This is a genomic window from Pseudarthrobacter sp. C4D7 (assembly GCF_013359725.1).
Taxonomy (GTDB): domain Bacteria; phylum Actinomycetota; class Actinomycetes; order Actinomycetales; family Micrococcaceae; genus Arthrobacter.
In genome coordinates, this window is the sequence record NZ_JABFMW010000001.1 from 157,641 (window position 1) to 175,351 (window position 17,711).

The window sequence follows — 17,711 nt, forward strand, 5'->3', positions numbered from 1 at the left end:
TTCAGCCTCCCGAGACCTTGCCGCCGCCGCTTGAGCCGCTCTTGGCGCTGGAACCGAACCCGCCGCGGCTGACCGTGCCGCCCTTGCTGCTGTAGCCCGTGGACGCCTTGGCGCCGGTGGGGACGGTGCGCGTGTAGTTGGGCGCGGTGGACCTGTTCTGCCCGATGGGCGGCACGCTTGCGCCGCGGGAGTAGAAGTACCAGGCATAGATGCCGCCGCTGCGGCCGGCGGAACTGTCGCAGTTGGTGTCGGAGACGCGCTCGCCGGTTTCGTCGTTGAAACAGACCTGTGCGTACTCCGGATCATCCTCGTTGCTGGCAACCACCGCCGTGATGGTGCCGGCCAGGAGCGCCGTCACGCCCAGGCCCACCACCACGGTGCGACGCTGGGAGCGCTTCTTGCGGGCGGCCGCCTGGTTGAGCTGCTTCTCCCGCTCGCGCGCGAACGGGTCCACCGGGGCGACGGGCTCATTGAGGAGTTCCGGACGCAGGTCCGGCTTGGGAACCTGCCAGGGCGGTGGCTTGGCAGTGTTGCCCGCACCAGTGGCGCCTTCCTGTGCCGGCCCGTTCTCCGGATCCTCTTTTGGGTCTTTCTGGTTCGGGTCCACGGCGTCCCCCTCGATTCGTCGCGCGATTTGGGCACAGCACTGCACCCCCAATGCAAGTCTCGATTCAGCGTAGTCCCTGCCGGTCCCGCCTGCGAGCAGGGACGCAGTGCAGGAACAGGGGAGAACTGCCCATTGCGCGCCCGTTCAGATGTGGTTTTGCCGGACCCTAGACTGATGCCATGGAATCAGGTTCTGTGCTCGCCGTCTGCCGCGTCCACCAGCTCGTGGGGGACCAAAGCTCCGTGGGTGTCACAGCCATCGACAAACGTCCGGCCAGTGGTCCGGTCAAGGTGCACAAGCTGGGCCTGCGCGGGGACATCCAGGCCAACAGGGCCCACCACGGCGGGGAGGATCAGGCCGTCTATGCCTATTCCCAGGCCGACGCCGACTTCTGGAGTGCTGAGCTGGGCCGGGAGCTGCCGCCGGGCAGCTTCGGTGAGAACCTCAGGGTGGCCGGCATCGATGCCACCCACGCGGTGATCGGTGAACGCTGGATGATGGGCTCCGGCGTCGAACTCGAAGTCACTTCCCCGCGCACCCCCTGCGCCACCTTCCAGCGCCGGATGAAGGAACCCCAGTGGGTGAAGCGGTTCGCCGACGAGGGGCGGGTGGGGACATACCTCCGCGTCATCCGCACCGGCAGCATCCAGGCCGGGGACACCATCGAACGGACGTTCGTCCCGCGCCACGGGGTCACCATCGGCCAGTGGTTCAGTGCGCCGGACGCAGCGGCCGTTGAGGCACTGCGGGCTGCAGAGGCCGACGGCGAGATCCGGCTCCAGGACGAATACCACGCCAGGTTTGAGGTACTGCTGCGGCGGCTGGGACGGTAGCACCGCCCCGTCCAACAGCCGTGCGGACGGCGGTGTGCGCAAGCTCACCGCCGTCACCGGGCCCTTAATTTCCGGTCCGCGGTGTGGGTGCCCTACACTGGAAACATCCCCCACTCCGGAAATCCCTTTTTCCTGCCCAATTCTTGAGGCAGGACTGGCAAGTGTTGGGGCCCGCGCAAGCGATGCGGGCATTTTCATAGGGAGAGCCGGCTAAAGAAAACGCTGTACAGACTGCTGGGATAGCAGCCAAGAGATGCAGCGCGAAGTCCTGCCACGGGATTGCGAAAGCGCCGGACTTCTGTGACCGGCCGGTCAACGTTTGCCCGGCATCATCGGCACGTGTACTGCGGCTCCGCTCACCTCGGGTAGTGCCGCCTGGCCCCCTATGGATGAGGAATATCTCTCTTATGCCTGAAAATCAGAACGAAACCACCGCTGTTGTCGAGGACGCCCCCGTGGCTGCCGCCGAGGCTCCCGTAACCGCTCCCGCCGCCGAGGCTCCCGTAACCGCTCCCGCCGCCGAGGCTCCCGTAACCGCTCCCGCGGCGGATGCCCCGGCTGCCGACTCAGACGCCGACGAAGACACCGTCAAGTTCGCCGACCTCGGCATCGACGGCCGCGTCCTGGCCGCCCTGCAGGATGTCGGGTACGAAAAGCCGTCCCCCATCCAGGCAGCCACCATCCCGCTGCTGCTTGAAGGCCGCGACGTAGTGGGCCTGGCGCAGACCGGTACCGGCAAGACTGCAGCATTCGCAGTGCCGGCGCTGTCCCGCCTGGCCGAGCTTCACGACCTCAACGGCCCCTCCCGCAAGACCCAGGCCCTGGTCCTGGCTCCCACCCGCGAGCTGGCCCTCCAGGTTGCCGAGGCCTTCACCTCCTACGCCAAGCACATCGATGACTTCACCGTGCTGCCCGTCTATGGCGGCTCCGCCTACGGCCCCCAGCTCGCTGGCCTGCGCCGCGGCGCACAGGTGGTTGTGGGTACCCCCGGCCGCGTGATCGACCACATCTCCAAGGGTTCCCTTGACCTGTCCGAGCTCCAGTACCTGGTGCTGGATGAGGCTGACGAGATGCTGCGCATGGGCTTCGCCGAAGACGTGGAACAGATCTTCCAGCAGACCCCTGAGGACCGCCAGGTGGCGCTGTTCTCGGCCACCATGCCGGGCCAGATCCGCCGGATGTCCAAGCAGTACCTGAACAATCCCGCTGAGGTCCAGGTCAAGTCCAAGACCACCACCGGCGCCAACACCCGCCAGCGCTACCTGCAGATCATGGGCCCGCAGAAGCTGGACGCCATGACCCGCATCCTTGAGGTGGAGGAGTTCGACGGCGTCATCGCCTTCGTGCGCACCAAGATGGCCACCGAGGACCTGGCTGACAAGCTGCGCGCCCGCGGCTTCCAGGCCGCCGCCATCAACGGCGACATCCCGCAGCAGCAGCGTGAGCGCACCGTTGACGCGCTGAAGGAAGGCCGGATTGACATCCTGGTCGCCACCGACGTCGCCGCCCGCGGTCTCGACGTTGAGCGCATCAGCCACGTCATCAACTACGACATCCCGCACGACACCGAGTCCTACGTGCACCGCATTGGCCGCACGGGCCGTGCCGGCCGCTCCGGCGAAGCGATCCTGTTCATGACGCCGCGCGAGAAGTACCTGCTGCGTTCCATTGAGAAGGCCACCCGCCAGCCGGTGGAACAGATGCACCTGCCTACGGCCGAGACCGTGAACACGCTGCGCCTGGGCAAGTTTGCCGACAAGATCACAGAGACCCTCGCGTCCGAGGATGTTGCAGCCTTCCGTGACCTCATCGCTTCCTACGAAGAAGAGCACAACGTTCCCGCTGCCGAGATTGCCGCGGCCCTCGCGGTCATGGCACAGGGCGGCCAGCCGCTGCTGGTCAAGGAACTGGCTGCGGCTCCCGAGTTCCAGAAGCGCGAGCGGTCCAAGGATGGCTTCGGCTCCCGTGGGCCTACCCGTGCGCTGACCGAGGGCAACGCCACCTACCGCATCGCAGTGGGCCGCCGCCAGCGCGTCATGCCCGGGTCCATCGTCGGCGCCATTGCCAACGAGGGCGGCATCTCCTCGGCCCAGATCGGCGGCATCGACATCCGTTCGGACCACTCCCTGGTGGAGCTCCCGGCGGACCTGAGCCCCGAGCAGCTGCGTGCACTGTCCCGCACCCGGATCGGCGGCGAGCTGATCCACCTTGAGCTGGACAACGGCCGCAAGCCCTCGAGTGACCGCGGCGCCTACCAGGGCAACCGTGGCGGAAACTTCAAGGGCAACGGCGGGTTCAAGAAGGAATTCCGGAAGAACGACGGCGAGCGCTCCTCCGCTGACCGTGGTGGCCGTTCCTACAGCGACCGTTCGGAGCGGTCGTTCAGCGACCGTGGCGACTCCCGCTTCGCCGGCCACGGCGACGGTGCCCGCAAGCCTCGCAGCGGCAGCGACAGCGGACACCGCGACTTCAACCGCAAGGGCAAGTGGTAAACACTTCCCCTGCGGTGAGTGATTGACGACGGCGATGGGCCGGCTTTCGAGCCGGCCCATCGGCGTTTAACCGGTACCCGCGTGTGGTGATGGACACATTCCGGCCCCGGCATGAACGGGAGTGGCGTCTGAGACCCTCCTCCCGGCGTCGGGACAACCACCCTCCAGTGCCCCTTCCGCCCCGGAATCACGCGGAAAAGGGCGCCTTCGGGGTGCTGCCAGCGTGCGCCTCCCCGGGCCGGGGGAGTGGCTGGACGCCGATTTGTTGGTGCGTAAATCTTCCGGTAGAGTATTTACTCGTTGCCCCCCTAGCTCAGTGGTAGAGCGCGTTCTTGGTAAGAACGAGGTCACCGGATCGATTCCGGTGGGGGGCTCTGAATGAGGGCCTGCGTCAAGGCGGTTTTGACCGGCTTGACGCAGGTTTTTCTCATTCGTGGCGGTGTAGCTCAGTTGGTTAGAGCGCACGACTCATAATCGTGAGGTCGGGAGATCGAGCCTCCCCACCGCTACAGGCTAAGCCCCCGGAATCCCCCGAGATTCCGGGGGCTTTCCTGTTTCCCGGATCCGCAGTAGCTTGGCACCACCAGGCGGACGGGGATTCGGTGGACATTGTTGCAGCGGTGATGGAGCCGTTCCGGTGGCTGGTCTCGGTCATCATGGTGGCTTTCCACGACGGGCTCAGTGCCGCGGGCATGCCTGCTGCGGACGGTTGGACGTGGACGCTGGCCATCATCGGGCTGGTGCTGGTGATCCGTGCGGCCTTAATTCCTGTGTTCCTGGCCCAGGTCCGGGCACAGCGCCGGATGCGGTTCCTGCAGCCGGACCTGATGGAGTTGCAGGACCGGTACAAGGGCCGCACGGACCAGGCCTCGCGGCAGGCCATGGCCCAGGAGCAGATGGCCCTCTACCGGAAGCACGGCACCAACCCGTTCTCAGCCTGCCTCCCGCTGCTGATCCAGACGCCGTTCTTCCTGGCCCTTTTCCAGGTGCTCTCCGGGATCTCCAACGCGTCGGGGCACGGTGAGGGCATTGGGTCGCTGTCACGGGACCAGGTGGTCCAGTTCGATTCCGCCACAATTCTCGGGGCTCCGCTGTCCGCCTCGCTGCTGCACGGCGGCGGCGACCCCACCGCCGTGGCCGTGCCCGCCGTCGTGATGATCCTGGTGATGACCGCTTCCCAGATCCTGACGCAGAAACTGGTGGCCGCACGCGGCATGGCGGGCATGGCGGGCACAGCGGGCGCCGGTCCTGAGCTGCTGCAGCGGCGGGTCATCCTTGTGGGGCTGCCCCTGGTCTTCGGCGTGGGCGGAATCTTCTTCCCCATTGGCGTCCTGGTGTACTGGACGGTCTCCAACCTCTGGACGCTGGGACAGCAGTTCCTGGCCTCCCGGAACCGCTGAGCACGGCACAGCCCTGGACCCCGTCGCCGGCGGGGCCTGTTCCTGGCGGAATTCCCCCGGCAGAATGGGCCCATGGCGAAGCTGATCTACTCCGCAATCATGTCCATCGACGGCTACACGGCGGACACCGACGGCAATTTCACCTGGTCTGCGCCGGACGAGGAGGTGCATGCCTTCGTCAACGACCTCGAACGGGACGTGGGCACCCACCTCCTGGGCCGCCGCATGTATGAGGTGATGTCCGTCTGGGAAACCATGGACACCCGGGATGAGCCGCCCGTCATCCAGGACTACGCCCGTATCTGGCGCGCGGCGGACAAGGTAGTGTACTCAACCTCGCTGGGCCACGTTGGCACGGACCGTACCCGGCTGGAACGCCGGTTCGATCCCGGTGCCATAAGGGACCTGAAAGGGGACAGCGACCGGGACATCAGCATCGGTGGCCCCACCCTCGCCGCACACGCCCTCAAGGCCGGGCTGGTGGACGAATGCCAGCTCTTCATCAACCCGGTGGCCGTCGGCGGTGGCCTGCGCTTCCTGCCTGACGGGCTGAAGGCGCAGCTGGAGCTGGTGGACCAGCGCAGGTTCGGCAACGGGGTGGCGTACCTGCGCTACCGTGCCCGCTGAACCGCTGCGGTCCCGGCCCTGGGCTGGACCGCGAGGAGGGTGAACAGCAGCGCCGCCAGTGCCGTACCCACCAGCAGGAGCAGGCCGATCGAGTAGCTGCGCGTTGCGGCGTCGTAGGTTGCGCCCATGACCAGCGGCGGGAAGTAGCCGCCCAGGCCGCCGGCGGCGCTGACGATGCCACTGATGCTGCCCACCTTTCCAGCCGGGGACAGGACACCCACCCAGGCGAACACCCCGCCCGTCCCCAGCCCCAGCGCCGCGGCCATGGCAACGAAGGTGGCACCGGCGGGCACCTCGCCGTCGGGCCTGAGGTTGACCACCCAGCCCAGGACGGCGACGGCGGCCAGCGCCACGAGCACCACTGGCTTGGGGCCCAGCTTGTCCGCCAGCACCCCGCCCACCGGCCGCGCAAGGACGGCCGCCAGGGCAAAACCGGCGGTCCGGGCGCCCGCGCCGGCGGGATCGAAGGTATACACGTCCCGCAGGTAGGTGGGCAGGTAGGTGGCGAACGAGACGAAGCCGCCGAAGACCACGGCGTACAGGAAGCACATCTTCCACGTGACGGCGGTCCTGGCAGCGTCCAGGAGCTTGGGCAGCACCGGCGCATGGTTGGGTGCCCAGCCCGGTGCTTCCTTCATGAGGAACCAGACCAGCCCGGCCATCACCACCAGGACACCGGAGATCAGCAGGTGGGTGGGAAAGTAGCCGATCCCGGCCACCAGCCGCGGGTTCAGGAAGGCGGCCAGAGCCGTCCCGCCCATGCCCGCGCCGAACACGCCGGTGGCGAAGCCCCTGCGGGCCGGTTCGTACCAGGCGCTGACGAACGGGATTCCGACGGCGAATACGGTGCCGGCCACGCCCAGGAGCAGCCCGGCCCCCAGCACCAGCGCGAAGGAACCCAGGAGGCCGCCCACGGACACCAGGAGGATGGGAGGGATGGCCGCCAGCAGGACGAAGGTGAACATCGCCCTGCCGCCGTATTTGTCCGTCAGCGTGCCCACCACAATCCGGCCCAGCGAGCCCACGAACACCGGCATGGCCACCAGGATCCCGGTGGTCGCGGGCGTCAGGGACAGGTTCTGGGTATAGAAGGCGCCGAGGGTGGCCACCGAGTTCCACGCCCAGAAACCCGCCACGGAGGCCGCCGTCGCGAGCGTCAGGTTCAGCGCCCTGCCGGCGGCTGGCGTAGGGGTTGTTCCGGCCACTGTTAGCTCCTCCTCATCAGCCAAAATGCTCCGCCGGTCAGCGGTTGCGGGTGTCCCTGTCCGGAGTCCCCACGGCGGACCAGCCCCTGCCCTTGGTCTCCCTGTCCCGGGACCGGTAGACGATGTACGGGCGGAACAGGTAGTGCAGGGGAGCGGTAAAGGCGTGCACGAGCCGTGTGAAGGGCCAGATGACGAACAGCGCCATCCCCACCAGCGTGTGCAGGTGGAACGAGAACGGGGCGGCCGCCATCGCTGCGATGTCCGGCTGGAAGATAAACAGCGACCGGAACCAGGGCGCTACGGTTTCCCGGTAGTTGTGCCCGTGTTCGCCCTCGAAAACGCTGGCCAGCGTGGTCCACAGGCCGAAGACGATGGCGGCGGTCAGCACTACGTACATGGTCTTGTCATTCCTGGTGGTGGCCATGAACACCGGCCCCGTGGTGCGCCGCCGGTAGATCAGCAGCGCGATGCCGCCCAGCGTTCCCACCCCGGCGATGCCGCCCACCAGCAGCGCATTGAAGTGGTAGAACTCCTGGCTCATGCCCACCGCAGCGGTCCAGGCCATGGGAATGACCAGCCCGAAGAAGTGCCCGGCGATCACGGCCAGCAGTCCGAAGTGGAACAGGGGTGAAGCGATCCGCAGGAGCCTGGATTCGTACAGCTGCGAGGACCTGGTGGTCCAGCCAAACTGGTCGTACCGGTAGCGCCACACCAGGCCGCCCACCAGCACCACCACCATGACGTAGGGCAGCACGCCCCACAGGACGGTGTCCCAGGTGTTAAGTACGACGACGCCGCCCGGCTCCGTCTCGAGCATCGCCCCGGGTGCCCTCATGGTCAGCCCCTCCTGACGGGCAGCAGCCGCGGATCATAGGGGTCCAGCCCCACGCGTTCGGTGGGTGGACCGTACCCGGCCATGCGCATCACTTCCTGCTCGTCCTGGGGTGACTTTCCCGGCAGCGTGGCACAGATCGCCGCCAGGATCCGGGCGTGCGGCAGGTTGTCCCGCAGCAGCCCTAACCGGAGCATCTCCAGGCTGGCCCGGTAGCGCTGGAGGAGGTCGCGGCCGGCGGTCCCATCCACCCGGGCCGCGAACTCGAGCACCATGGGCAGGTAGTCGGGGAGTTCCCCGTCCAGGTCCACCAGGACGCCGCTGTGCCGGTAGGCCTCCTTGAAGAAGCCCAGCACCTCACCGCGGCGGCGGGTGTCCCCGTCCGTCCAGTAGCTCAGGTGCAGGGCGTGCCGCCGGCCCAGATCGAATTCGCGGACGTACTGCGCCTGCAGCTCCATGGGCGGGGTGGCTTCGAGCAGGTCCAGCACCGGAGCGAACCCGGGCAGGGCCCCGGGGAATTCGGACAGCGCAGCCCGGAGGAGGGGAACCCGCCCCACCAGCTCATCGTCCGGATAAGACAGGCACCACGCCGCGGCCAGGTACACCACCTGGTCCCGGCGCTCCTGGGCAGGCCCGTTCATGGCAGGCCGCTTCATGACTTGTCCTCGGCGCCGGCCAGGGTGTCCGGTGCCGGGCCCCTGTCCGGGGAATCCGTTTCACCGGTGTGCCGGTCCGGGAACAACCCCGGCGGGGCGCCGCGGCCGTCCCAGTTCAGCAGGTTCACCCTTCCGCGCAGGCTGGTCCCCTCGGCGAGAGTGTCCGAGCTTTGCCGGTCCCGGAGGGCGTTGAACGTGTCCACGGCCACCGGGACGGGCCTGCCGCTCGCTTCACCGAACGGGGCCGAATCCTGCATGCCCGGTCCGCCGTCGAAATCCAGCGAACAGCCCAGCTCCTCCAAATCGTGCGCCTGCTCCAGGTGCGCCGTGGGAATGACGTAGCGCTCGCTGTATTTGGCGATGGCCATCAGCCGGTACATGTCATACATGCTTTGTCCGTCCATGCCAACGGACTCCGGGATGGCCTCGTCCGGGGCCCCGCCCATGCTGATGCCGCGCATGAAGGACCGCATGGCCGCGAGCTTCCGCAGCACGGCCGTGACCCTTTCCGTGTCGCCGGCGGTGAAGAGCTCGGCGAGGTACTCCACGGGAATCCGCAGGGCGTCGATGGCACCGAACAGGGTGCCGGCATCCTCGCCGTCGTGTCCCTGGTCGCGGAGCAGGTCCACCACGGGGGAGAGCGGCGGGACGTACCAGACCATGGGCATGGTGCGGTACTCCGGGTGCAGCGGCAGCGCTACCTTGTAGACCTTGGCCAGGGCGTAGACGGGGGACCGGCGGGCGGCGTCCAGCCAGTCCTCCGGGATGCCCTGTGCCCGGGCGTCGGCCTGGACGCGGGGATCGTGGGGGTCCAGCAGCACGTCCATCTGGGCGTCGTAGAGGTCCTGCGGGTCGGTGACGGACGCTGCCGCGGTGACGGCATCGGCGTCGTACAGGAACAGCCCCAGGTAGCGCAGCCGGCCCACGCACGTCTCGGAGCAGACGGTGGGCAGCCCAACCTCCACCCGGGGGTAGCAGAACGTGCATTTCTCGGCCTTGCCGGTTTTGTGGTTGAAGTAGATCTTCTTGTACGGGCAGCCCGTGACGCATTGACGCCAGCCGCGGCATCGGTCCTGGTCCACCAACACAATCCCGTCCTCCACCCGCTTGTAGATCGCGCCCGAAGGGCAGGACGCCATGCAGGAGGGGTTCAGGCAGTGCTCGCAGATCCGGGGGAGGTAGAACATGAACGTCTGCTCGTAGGCGAACTTGATCTTGTCCTCGGACTCGCGCCGGACTTTCTCCACGATCGGGTCAAGGTGCCCGTGGTCCTGCGCGCCGCCCAGGTTGTCGTCCCAGTTGGCGGACCAGGTGATCTTGGTGTCCTCACCGGTGATCAGGGACTTGGGCCGCGCCACGGGGAAGTCGTCACCCAGGGGCGCGTCCACCAGGGTCTTGTAGTCGTAGGTCCACGGCTCGTAGTAATCCTTGAGTTCCGGCTGCACGGGGCTGGCGAAGATGCCGAACAGCTTCTTGACCCTGCCGCCGGCCTTCAGTGCCAGCTTGCCGCGCCGGTTCAGGGTCCAGCCGCCGTACCAGCGGTCCTGGTCCTCGTAGCGGCGTGGGTAGCCCTGCCCCGGCCGGGTTTCCACGTTGTTGAACCACACGTATTCGGTGCCGGCCCGGTTGGTCCACGCCTGCTTGCAGGTCACGGAGCAGGTGTGGCAGCCGATGCACTTGTCCAGGTTCATCACCATGCCCATCTGGGCCATCACACGCATCAGTACTGCACCTCCTGAGAGCGGCGGCGCACCGTGGCCACCATGTCGCGCTGGTTTCCGGTGGGGCCGAGGTAGTTGAATGCGTAGGCCAGCTGCGCGTAGCCGCCGGCCAGGTGCGAGGGTTTCACCAGCAGCCGGGTCACGGAATTGTGGATGCCGCCGCGCCGCCCGGTTGCCTCCGATTTCGGGACGTCGATGGTGCGTTCCTGGGCGTGGTGGACGTACACCACGCCGGCCGGCATGCGGTGGCTGACCACCGCCCGCGCCACCAGCACCCCGTTGACGTTGGTGCACTCCACCCAATCGTTGTCCCGGACCTTGATCGCGTCCGCATCGGCTGGGCTCATCCAGACGGTGGGTCCGCCCCGGGAGAGGGAAAGCATCAGCAGGTTGTCCTGGTACTCGGAGTGGATGGACCACTTCGAGTGCGGCGTCAGGTACCTGACCGTCACCTCCATGGCGCCGTCGGAGCCCAGCCGCGGCTCGCCGAACAGCCGGTGCATGTCCAGCGGCGGCCGGTAAATGGGCAAGGCCTCCCCGATGTCGATCATCCAGTCGTGGTCCAGGAAGAAATGCATCCGGCCGGTGAGGGTGTGGAAGGGTTTGAGCCGTTCGATGTTGATGGTGAACGGGGCGTACCGCCGGCCGCCCGTCTCGGAGCCGGACCATTCCGGGGACGTGATCACCGGGACCGGACCTGCCTGGGTCTGGGCGAAGGTGATGAACTTTTCCTCGGAACCCTCTGCCAGGTCTGCCAGTTTCCTGCCGGTGCGGACCTCTAGGTCCTTGAAGCCCTGGACGGACAGAGCGCCGTTGGTGGTGCCGGAGAACGCCAGGATTGCCTCGGCCATCTTCGCATCGGTATCCATGGCCGGGCGGCCGTCCGCAGCCCCTCCCAGCATCACCCCGTTGGCGTGGCTGAGCCGGGCCAGCGGTCCGGCCATGTTGTAGGTGACGTTCTTGACGGTGAAGCCGAGTTTGTCGGCCAGGGGTCCGACGGCGGCGAGTTTGTCAGCGATGGCCGTGTAGTCCCGCTCCACCACCGAAAAGACAGGCATGTTCTGCTCCGGCACGGCAGGGATGTCCGGGTCCCGCCAGTCGCGGACCCGGCCGCCGGGCTGGGCGAGCTGGCCGGGGGTGTCATGCTGCAGCGGGATGCTGACGAGGTCGCGGCGGACGCCCAGGTGGGTTTTGGCCTGGCGGGAGAATTCCCGGGCCAGCAGGTGGAAGGCGTCGAAGTCCGTCTTGGTTTCCCACGGGGGATCGATCGCGGGGGTGAAGGCATGGACGAACGGGTGCATGTCCGTGGACGACAGGTCGTGTTTCTCGTACCAGGTGGCGGCGGGGAACACGACGTCGGACAGCAGCGTGGTGGACGTCATCCGGAAGTCCGCGGAGACCAGGAGGTCCAGCTTTCCTTCCGGCGCCTCCTGATGCCAGGCCACGTCCCGGGGCTTGAGCTCCTCCGCACTGTCCCCGCCCAGGACGTTGTTGTGGGTTCCCAGGAGGTTGCGGAGGAAGTACTCGTTGCCCTTGGCCGAGGAGCCAAACAGGTTGGACCGCCACAGCACCAGGGTCCGTGGCCAGTTGGCCGGGGCGTCCACGTCCTCGATGGCAGGGTTGAGGGAGCGGTTTTTCAGCGATTCAGCGATGTAGGCGGGTGTGTCCGCGGCGGTCCCGGCGGCCACGGCCGCCTCCGCCTCGTCCGCGATATCCAGGGGATTGCGGTCGAACTGCGGGTAGAACGGCATCCAGCCCAGCCGGGCGGACTGGGCGATGGCGTCCGCGGTGTGCATGCCGTCCAGCTTGCCGGTGGACAGGGGCGACTTGAGGGCGTCGGCAGAGTACCCGTCCTGCCGCCACTGGTCCGTGTGCATGTACCAGTAGCTGGTGCCGGTCATGGTCCGCGGCGGCCGCGACCAGTCCAGGGCATTGGCCAGGGACACCCAGCCGGTGACGGGCCGGGTCTTTTCCTGTCCCACGTAGTGTGCCCACCCGCCGCCGTTGCGGCCCATGCAGCCGGTCAGCATCACCAAGGCCAGCACCGCCCGGTAGGTGGTGTCGCCGTGGAACCACTGGCAGATGCCCGCCCCCATGATGATCATGGAGCGGCCTTTGGACTGCTCGGCGTTGCGGGCGAACTCGCGCGCCACCCGGATGCAGGCCTGGGCAGGGACGCTGGTGATTTCCTCCTGCCACGCGGGCGTGTACGGGGTGGCGGCGTCGTCGTAGCCGGCGGCCCACTCGCCGGGCAGGCCGTCCCTCCCCACGCCGTATTGGGCCAGCATCAGGTCGAACACGGTGGTGACCAGGTGGCCGCCCACCTCCATCACCGGGACGCCCCTGCGCAGGATGCTGCCTTCCCCGCCCGCGTCCTCGAAGCAGGGCAGCAGGATTTCGGCGTTGTCCCCGGAGACCTCCCGGAGGGACAGCGCGGGATCGATCCCCTCAAGGTCCAGGTTCCACTTGCCTTCCCCGCTGCCGGAATAGCGGAACCCCATCGACCCGTTGGGGACTGCCGGGCCGCCCGCGGCCCGGTCGAACAGGACGGTGCGGAACGCCGCATCCTCAGCCCCGGACTCGCCGGGGACGTCAAGGGCGGTGAGGAATTTCGACGGCGTGAGGGCGCCGTCGTCGGTCTTCTCCAACCTGACCAGGAAAGGCAGGTCCGTGAAGCGCTTCACGTAGTCGGTGAAAAACGGCACCTCCCTGTCCACGAAAAATTCCTTGAGCATGACGTGCCCCATGGCCATGGCCAGGGCAGCGTCCGTTCCTGCCTGCGCCGGCAGCCATTCGTCCGCGAACTTCGTGTTGTCCGCGTAGTCCGGGCTGACTGTGACCACCTTGGTGCCGCGGTACCGGACCTCGGCCATCCAATGCGCATCCGGCGTGCGCGTCACGGGCACGTTGGAGCCCCACATCATGAGGTACCGGGCGTCCCACCAGTCGCCGGATTCCGGGACGTCGGTTTGGTCGCCGAAGACCTGCGGGCTGGCGACGGGCAGGTCGGCGTACCAGTCGTAGAACGATGTCATGACCCCGCCGATGAGCTGGATGAAGCGCGTCCCCACCGCGTGGGACACCATGGACATCGCCGGGATGGGCGAAAAGCCGGCGCACCGGTCCGGGCCGTAGGTCTTGATGGTGTTCACGTGGGCCGCGGCGGCGAGCTCGATCGCTTCCTGCCAGGACACCCGCACCAGTCCGCCCTTGCCGCGGGCCTGCTGGTAGCGGCGGCGCTTCTCCGGGTCCGCGGCGATCTCCGCGAAGGCGAGGACGGGGTCGCCCAGCCGGGCCTTGGCTTCCCGGTACATCTCCACCAGGACGCCGCGGGCGTACGGAAACCGCACCCGTGTGGGGGAGTAGGTGTACCAGGAAAAGGCCGCCCCACGGGGGCAGCCTCTAGGTTCGTACTCCGGGCTGTCGGCCCCCACCGACGGGTAGTCCGTCTGCTGCGATTCCCAGGTGATGATGCCGTCCTTGACATACACCTTCCAGGAACAGGAGCCGGTGCAGTTCACCCCGTGCGTGGAGCGGACCACCTTGTCGTGGCTCCAGCGGTCCCGGTAGAAGATGTCGCCCTTGCGGCCGCCCTCCCGGAACACCGCCCTGCCGTCGTCCGTCTGGTCCCACTTCGTGAAAAAACGGCCCAGCTTCAACATTGCTTCTGATGCGGGTCCATCTAACCCCGCATGGGGTCCGGCAGCCATCCCCCCAAGCTAGGTGGGGGCAGGAAACGTGGGACAGGGCACAAAGTCCCTGTTCAGGGCCATGGTGCTTCTGTGGGCGGGTACCTGGCAGGCAGAATGGGTGCATGACACGCATCGCCATTATCGGCGGCCACGGCAAAGTGGCCCTCCTCCTGTCCGAACTGCTCACTGGCGAGGGACACTCCGTGACCTCGTTCATCAGAAACCCGGAACATGCCGGCGACGTCACTGCCACCGGCGCCACGCCGTCCGTCCTGGACGTGGAGAATTCCACGACGGCGGCCATCGCCGAGGCCCTCGCCGGGCATGACGCCCTGGTCTGGTCCGCAGGCGCGGGCGGCGGCAGCCCCGAACGCACCTATGCCGTGGACCGGGACGCCGCCATCCGTTCCATGGATGCCGCAGCCCAGGCCGGCGTGGACCGGTATGTCATGGTCTCCTACTTTGGTGCCGGCAAGGACCACGGTGTCCCGGAAGACAACAGCTTCTTTGCCTACGCGGAAGCCAAGGCGGCAGCGGACGAGTACCTGCGCGGCACCGGCCTGGCATGGACCATCCTGGGCCCCGGGACCCTGACGGAAAAGCCCGGGAGCGGGCTGATCGACCTTGACCCGTCACCGGAAGGGAGCCGGGACACCTCCCGCGCCAATACGGCGATCGTGGCGGCAGCGGTGCTGGACCTTCCCCAGACGGCGGGCCGGACCATCGAATTCTGTGACGGCACCCTGCCCGTGTCAGCAGCCCTGGAACCCCGCGCGTAGCCGGCGGGGACGAGGCTTATGGACCAGCTGGCACTCATCGTCGGACTGCTGCTGGCCACGGTGGTGGCCGTGGGCCTGGGGGACAGGCTCCGACTGCCCTACCCGGTCCTCATGCTTCTCCTGGCGGCGGCGCTCACCTTCATTCCGGGCTTCCCGGACCTGGAGATTGAACCCGGCCTGATCCTGCCCATCTTCCTTCCTCCGCTGCTGTTCGCCACCGCCCAGCGCAGTTCGTGGGCGGTGTTCCGGGTCCGGTGGCGCACGCTGATCATGCTGGCCGTGGCCCTGGTGGTTATGAGCACGGCGGTGGTGGCCGGTGCGGCGTGGCTGATGATTCCCGGCATCGGGGTTCCCGCGGCCATCGCCCTCGGCGCCATGGTGGCTCCGCCGGATCCCGTGGCCGTGGAATCCGTGGCCGGCCGGGTGCACATGCCCCGCCGGCTCATCACCGTCCTGCAAAGCGAGGGGCTGTTCAACGACGCCGCGGCCATCGTCATCTTCCAGGCGGCGGTGGCGGCGGCCGTGGGCGGCACCAAGGTGGGGCCCGACGTCGTCCCGCAGTTCCTGCTGGGCGCGGCACTTGCCGTCCTGGTGGGCATCGCCATGGGCTGGCTGATTGCGCTGGTCACCCGTCTGGTCACCTCCATGGTGGCCCGGAGCGCGGTGACCCTGGTGGTGCCGTTCGCCGCCTACATCCTCGCCGAGGAGGTGCACGCGTCCGGCGTCATTGCCGTGGTGGTGACGGCCCTGGAGATGCAGCGCCACGCCCGCCCGCAGGATGCCGCCGAGCGCGTTACCCGGAACGCCTTCTGGGACGTGGTGGAGCTGCTGGTCACGGGGCTGGCGTTCGGCCTGGTGGGGCTGGAAATCCGGCATGTCATCCGCGATGAAGGGGCGGAGATCTTCGGCATGATCGGGGTGGCAGCGGTGGTCTGCGTCCTGGTGTTCGCCGTCCGGTTCCTCTGGCTGGCTGTCCTGGCACTGGGCGCCCGGAAACGGAGCAACGTCCTGCAGCCCACGTCCCTTAAGGAAGTCCTGATCCTCACGTGGTGCGGCATGCGCGGCCTGGCCACCCTGGCGTTGGCCCTGGCCCTGCCGCTCACCCTGGCGGACGGCACGCCGTTCCCGGGCCGTGACTACCTCCTGGTCATCGCCTGTGCGGTGTTGCTGGCCACGCTGGTGCTGCCCGGCCTGACCCTGCCGTGGCTGATGCGGGTCCTCAAGGCCTCCGAAGACGGCACGGCGGAACGCGATGCCGTCCGGCTGCTCGCCGCACGGGCCCAGGCCGCCGCCGTCGCCGCCTTGAAGCAGCACGACCTGATGAGGGACCTGCCGCCGGAGAAGGTCACGCTGGTCAAGGACCGGATGCGCCGCCTGCACGCGGAACTGACGGACGGCAGCCTGCGGAACGAACCGCTGGCGGAGAAACGCCAGCGCGGACGCGAACTGGCCATCGCCGTCCAGACCATTGCGCTGGATGCCGCCCGGCAGGAAGTCGTGGCCGCGCGGAGCGAGCCGGACATGGACCCCGAAGTGGCGGACCGGGTGCTCCGTCAGCTGGACCTGCGCACCATGGTCATGCCGGAGTAGCGGGTGCAGCCAGCACCAGGTCAAGGGAATTTTCCTCGACGTAGTCCAGGGCGCGGCGTACGGCACCTACGGTGACAATCGCATCGCCCAGGGGGGAAACCGCCACACGCGCGGGGGTGGCGGTGTACCCGGCCAGGCGCGCACTGATGGGGGCGAGGAGCACGTGGGCGGAATCGGCCACCCCGCCGCCGATCACCACCAGTTCCGGGTTGAGCATGGTGGACACAGTGCCCACCACGCGCGCCATCCGGTCAGCAATCCGGTCCAGGATCCCCGACGCCACGGCGTCGCCGCGGGCCGCGGCCGCGAAAACCTGTTCGGCCTCCACCCGCCTGGGTTGGAATTCGCGGAGGGACGTCGGCCCGGTGGCAGCCAGCGCGTCAGCGGCCCACGTGCGTGCCAGGTGGGCGATGCCGAGCGTATCGCCCACCCCTTCCACCAGGTTCAGGTAGGCGAGCTCGCCGGCGCTGCCCCTCGTTCCGTGCACCAGCCGGCCGCCTTCCACGATGCCGGAGCCCAGCCGCTCGCTGGCCAGGATGACCACGACGTCGTCAACGCCCGCGGCTGCCCCCTGCCACCGGTCGCCCAGGGCGGCGAGGTTGGCGTCATTTTCCAGCAGGACGGTCCACCCCCGGGTTTCCTTCAGTGCCGGGCCCAGTCCCATGTCGAACAGCCCCCAGAATTCCTGCGTGGCCACCACGTCCCCGTGCCTGTCCACGGGCGCAGCCACGCCGGCGCAGACGGCCAGCACCTGTCCGGGGTCCGCGCCGGCGGAGCGCAGGGCGGCCATGGCCACGTCGTCGATGAAGGCGATCCGTTCCCGGGATCCCACCTCCCCGGCCTGGAAGGGGCGGCTGGCCCGGCCGATGGTCCTGCCGCGAAGGTCAGCCGCGACCACGGTGACCTTGGCGTAGCCGATGTCCATGCCCAGCACCACACCGGCCCGCTCGTTGAGTTCGAAGCGCCGCGCCGGGCGGCCCTTCCGGTACCCGCCGAACTCGCGCTGGTTTTCCAGCTCCAGGATCCAGCCGCGCCCTGCCAGGTCTTCGCACACGGCGATGGTGGTGGCCCGCGTCAGGCCGGTCGCCGCCATGATGTCGGTGACCGTGACTGCCCCCGAGGCGCGCATGAACTCCAGCACCGCACCGGCGCTGACCCGCCGCAGGAGCTGGGGGGTCGCGGGAACTGGTTCAGGCATGCTGTTGACCTTCCTGTCCAAAGCACCAGATAATATTCGAGGAAGTAAATTTAGACTCAATATAAATATAGCCGTACTG

General features: G+C 67.9%; 13 protein-coding genes and 2 tRNA genes. 8 read left to right on the forward strand and 7 right to left on the reverse strand.

Annotated elements, in window-relative coordinates; all coding sequences use genetic code 11:
* Position 1: 1 nt before the first annotated feature.
* Complete coding sequence (locus tag HNO81_RS00755) at positions 2-607, reverse strand: Tat pathway signal protein (protein WP_175316255.1); 606 nt, start codon at positions 605-607, stop codon at positions 2-4.
* A 179-nt stretch (positions 608-786) separates the two neighbouring features.
* On the opposite strand from HNO81_RS00755, the gene HNO81_RS00760 reads away from it, so the two are divergent.
* The 6 genes from HNO81_RS00760 to HNO81_RS00785 all read left to right on the forward strand — a co-directional run bounded on the left by HNO81_RS00760 (position 787) and on the right by HNO81_RS00785 (position 5,959).
* Positions 787-1,440 (forward strand): MOSC domain-containing protein, encoded by a 654-nt coding sequence (locus HNO81_RS00760; RefSeq protein ID WP_175316256.1) that lies wholly within the window; start codon positions 787-789, stop codon positions 1,438-1,440.
* A gap of 407 nt (positions 1,441-1,847) precedes the next feature.
* Positions 1,848-3,932, forward strand: a complete 2,085-nt coding sequence (locus HNO81_RS00765; RefSeq protein WP_175316257.1) for a DEAD/DEAH box helicase — start codon at positions 1,848-1,850, stop codon at positions 3,930-3,932.
* 302 nt (positions 3,933-4,234) lie between these two features.
* Positions 4,235-4,306 (forward strand) — tRNA-Thr (locus HNO81_RS00770).
* A 61-nt stretch (positions 4,307-4,367) separates the two neighbouring features.
* Positions 4,368-4,441, forward strand: a tRNA-Met gene (locus HNO81_RS00775).
* A gap of 93 nt (positions 4,442-4,534) precedes the next feature.
* On the forward strand, positions 4,535-5,332 hold the full coding sequence (gene yidC / locus HNO81_RS00780) for a membrane protein insertase YidC (RefSeq protein WP_175316258.1): 798 nt from the start codon (positions 4,535-4,537) through the stop codon (positions 5,330-5,332).
* 72 nt (positions 5,333-5,404) lie between these two features.
* The gene (locus HNO81_RS00785; protein WP_175316259.1) at positions 5,405-5,959 is read left to right on the forward strand and encodes a dihydrofolate reductase family protein; all 555 of its coding nucleotides are present in this window, start codon (positions 5,405-5,407) and stop codon (positions 5,957-5,959) included.
* Here HNO81_RS00785 and HNO81_RS00790 read toward each other — a convergent pair.
* Genes HNO81_RS00790 through HNO81_RS00810 form a run of 5 tightly spaced genes read right to left on the reverse strand, consistent with a single transcriptional unit; the run spans position 5,944 to position 14,083 of the window.
* A complete protein-coding gene (locus HNO81_RS00790; RefSeq protein ID WP_175316260.1) occupies positions 5,944-7,164 on the reverse strand; it encodes an MFS transporter in 1,221 nt (406 codons plus the stop codon). The two genes, HNO81_RS00785 and HNO81_RS00790, sit on opposite strands and share 16 nt — an antisense overlap.
* Before the next feature lie 37 nt (positions 7,165-7,201).
* A complete protein-coding gene (gene narI, locus HNO81_RS00795; protein WP_371818133.1) occupies positions 7,202-7,999 on the reverse strand; it encodes a respiratory nitrate reductase subunit gamma in 798 nt (265 codons plus the stop codon).
* A gap of 2 nt (positions 8,000-8,001) precedes the next feature.
* The gene (narJ, locus tag HNO81_RS00800) at positions 8,002-8,652 is read right to left on the reverse strand and encodes a nitrate reductase molybdenum cofactor assembly chaperone (RefSeq protein ID WP_175316261.1); all 651 of its coding nucleotides are present in this window, start codon (positions 8,650-8,652) and stop codon (positions 8,002-8,004) included.
* The gene (gene narH, locus HNO81_RS00805) at positions 8,649-10,373 is read right to left on the reverse strand and encodes a nitrate reductase subunit beta (protein WP_175316262.1); all 1,725 of its coding nucleotides are present in this window, start codon (positions 10,371-10,373) and stop codon (positions 8,649-8,651) included. Before narH ends, narJ begins: the two co-directional genes overlap by 4 nt.
* Complete coding sequence (locus HNO81_RS00810; protein ID WP_175316263.1) at positions 10,373-14,083, reverse strand: nitrate reductase subunit alpha; 3,711 nt, start codon at positions 14,081-14,083, stop codon at positions 10,373-10,375. The genes narH and HNO81_RS00810 overlap by 1 nt, the downstream gene beginning before the upstream one ends.
* A 104-nt stretch (positions 14,084-14,187) precedes the next feature.
* Between HNO81_RS00810 and HNO81_RS00815 the strand changes: the two genes are divergently transcribed.
* Together HNO81_RS00815 and HNO81_RS00820 are read left to right on the forward strand one after the other, a co-directional pair.
* Positions 14,188-14,844: an SDR family oxidoreductase gene (locus tag HNO81_RS00815; RefSeq protein ID WP_175316264.1), complete on the forward strand. Its 657-nt coding sequence runs from the start codon at positions 14,188-14,190 to the stop codon at positions 14,842-14,844.
* Positions 14,845-14,862: 18 nt separating this feature from the next.
* Positions 14,863-16,434 carry a Na+/H+ antiporter gene (locus HNO81_RS00820; RefSeq protein WP_175316265.1) on the forward strand — a complete coding sequence of 524 codons (1,572 nt, stop codon included), beginning with the start codon at positions 14,863-14,865 and terminating at the stop codon, positions 16,432-16,434.
* Here HNO81_RS00820 and HNO81_RS00825 read toward each other — a convergent pair.
* The gene (locus HNO81_RS00825) at positions 16,421-17,632 is read right to left on the reverse strand and encodes an ROK family transcriptional regulator (RefSeq protein ID WP_175316266.1); all 1,212 of its coding nucleotides are present in this window, start codon (positions 17,630-17,632) and stop codon (positions 16,421-16,423) included. The two genes, HNO81_RS00820 and HNO81_RS00825, sit on opposite strands and share 14 nt — an antisense overlap.
* Positions 17,633-17,711: the final 79 nt, after the last annotated feature.

What these genes read in the sequence shown, in the direction of transcription:
- HNO81_RS00760 (WP_175316256.1), top strand. Translation starts at nt 787, where the DNA reads ATGGAATCAGGTTCTGTGCTCGCCGTCTGCCGCGTCCACCAGCTCGTG.
- HNO81_RS00785 (WP_175316259.1), top strand. Translation starts at nt 5,405, where the DNA reads ATGGCGAAGCTGATCTACTCCGCAATCATGTCCATCGACGGCTACACG.
- HNO81_RS00810 (WP_175316263.1), bottom strand. Translation starts at nt 14,083, where the DNA reads ATGGCTGCCGGACCCCATGCGGGGTTAGATGGACCCGCATCAGAAGCA.
- HNO81_RS00820 (WP_175316265.1), top strand. Translation starts at nt 14,863, where the DNA reads ATGGACCAGCTGGCACTCATCGTCGGACTGCTGCTGGCCACGGTGGTG.
- narH (WP_175316262.1), bottom strand. Translation starts at nt 10,373, where the DNA reads ATGCGTGTGATGGCCCAGATGGGCATGGTGATGAACCTGGACAAGTGC.
- narI (WP_371818133.1), bottom strand. Translation starts at nt 7,999, where the DNA reads ATGAGGGCACCCGGGGCGATGCTCGAGACGGAGCCGGGCGGCGTCGTC.
- HNO81_RS00815 (WP_175316264.1), top strand. Translation starts at nt 14,188, where the DNA reads ATGACACGCATCGCCATTATCGGCGGCCACGGCAAAGTGGCCCTCCTC.
- HNO81_RS00765 (WP_175316257.1), top strand. Translation starts at nt 1,848, where the DNA reads ATGCCTGAAAATCAGAACGAAACCACCGCTGTTGTCGAGGACGCCCCC.
- narJ (WP_175316261.1), bottom strand. Translation starts at nt 8,652, where the DNA reads ATGAAGCGGCCTGCCATGAACGGGCCTGCCCAGGAGCGCCGGGACCAG.
- HNO81_RS00825 (WP_175316266.1), bottom strand. Translation starts at nt 17,632, where the DNA reads ATGCCTGAACCAGTTCCCGCGACCCCCCAGCTCCTGCGGCGGGTCAGC.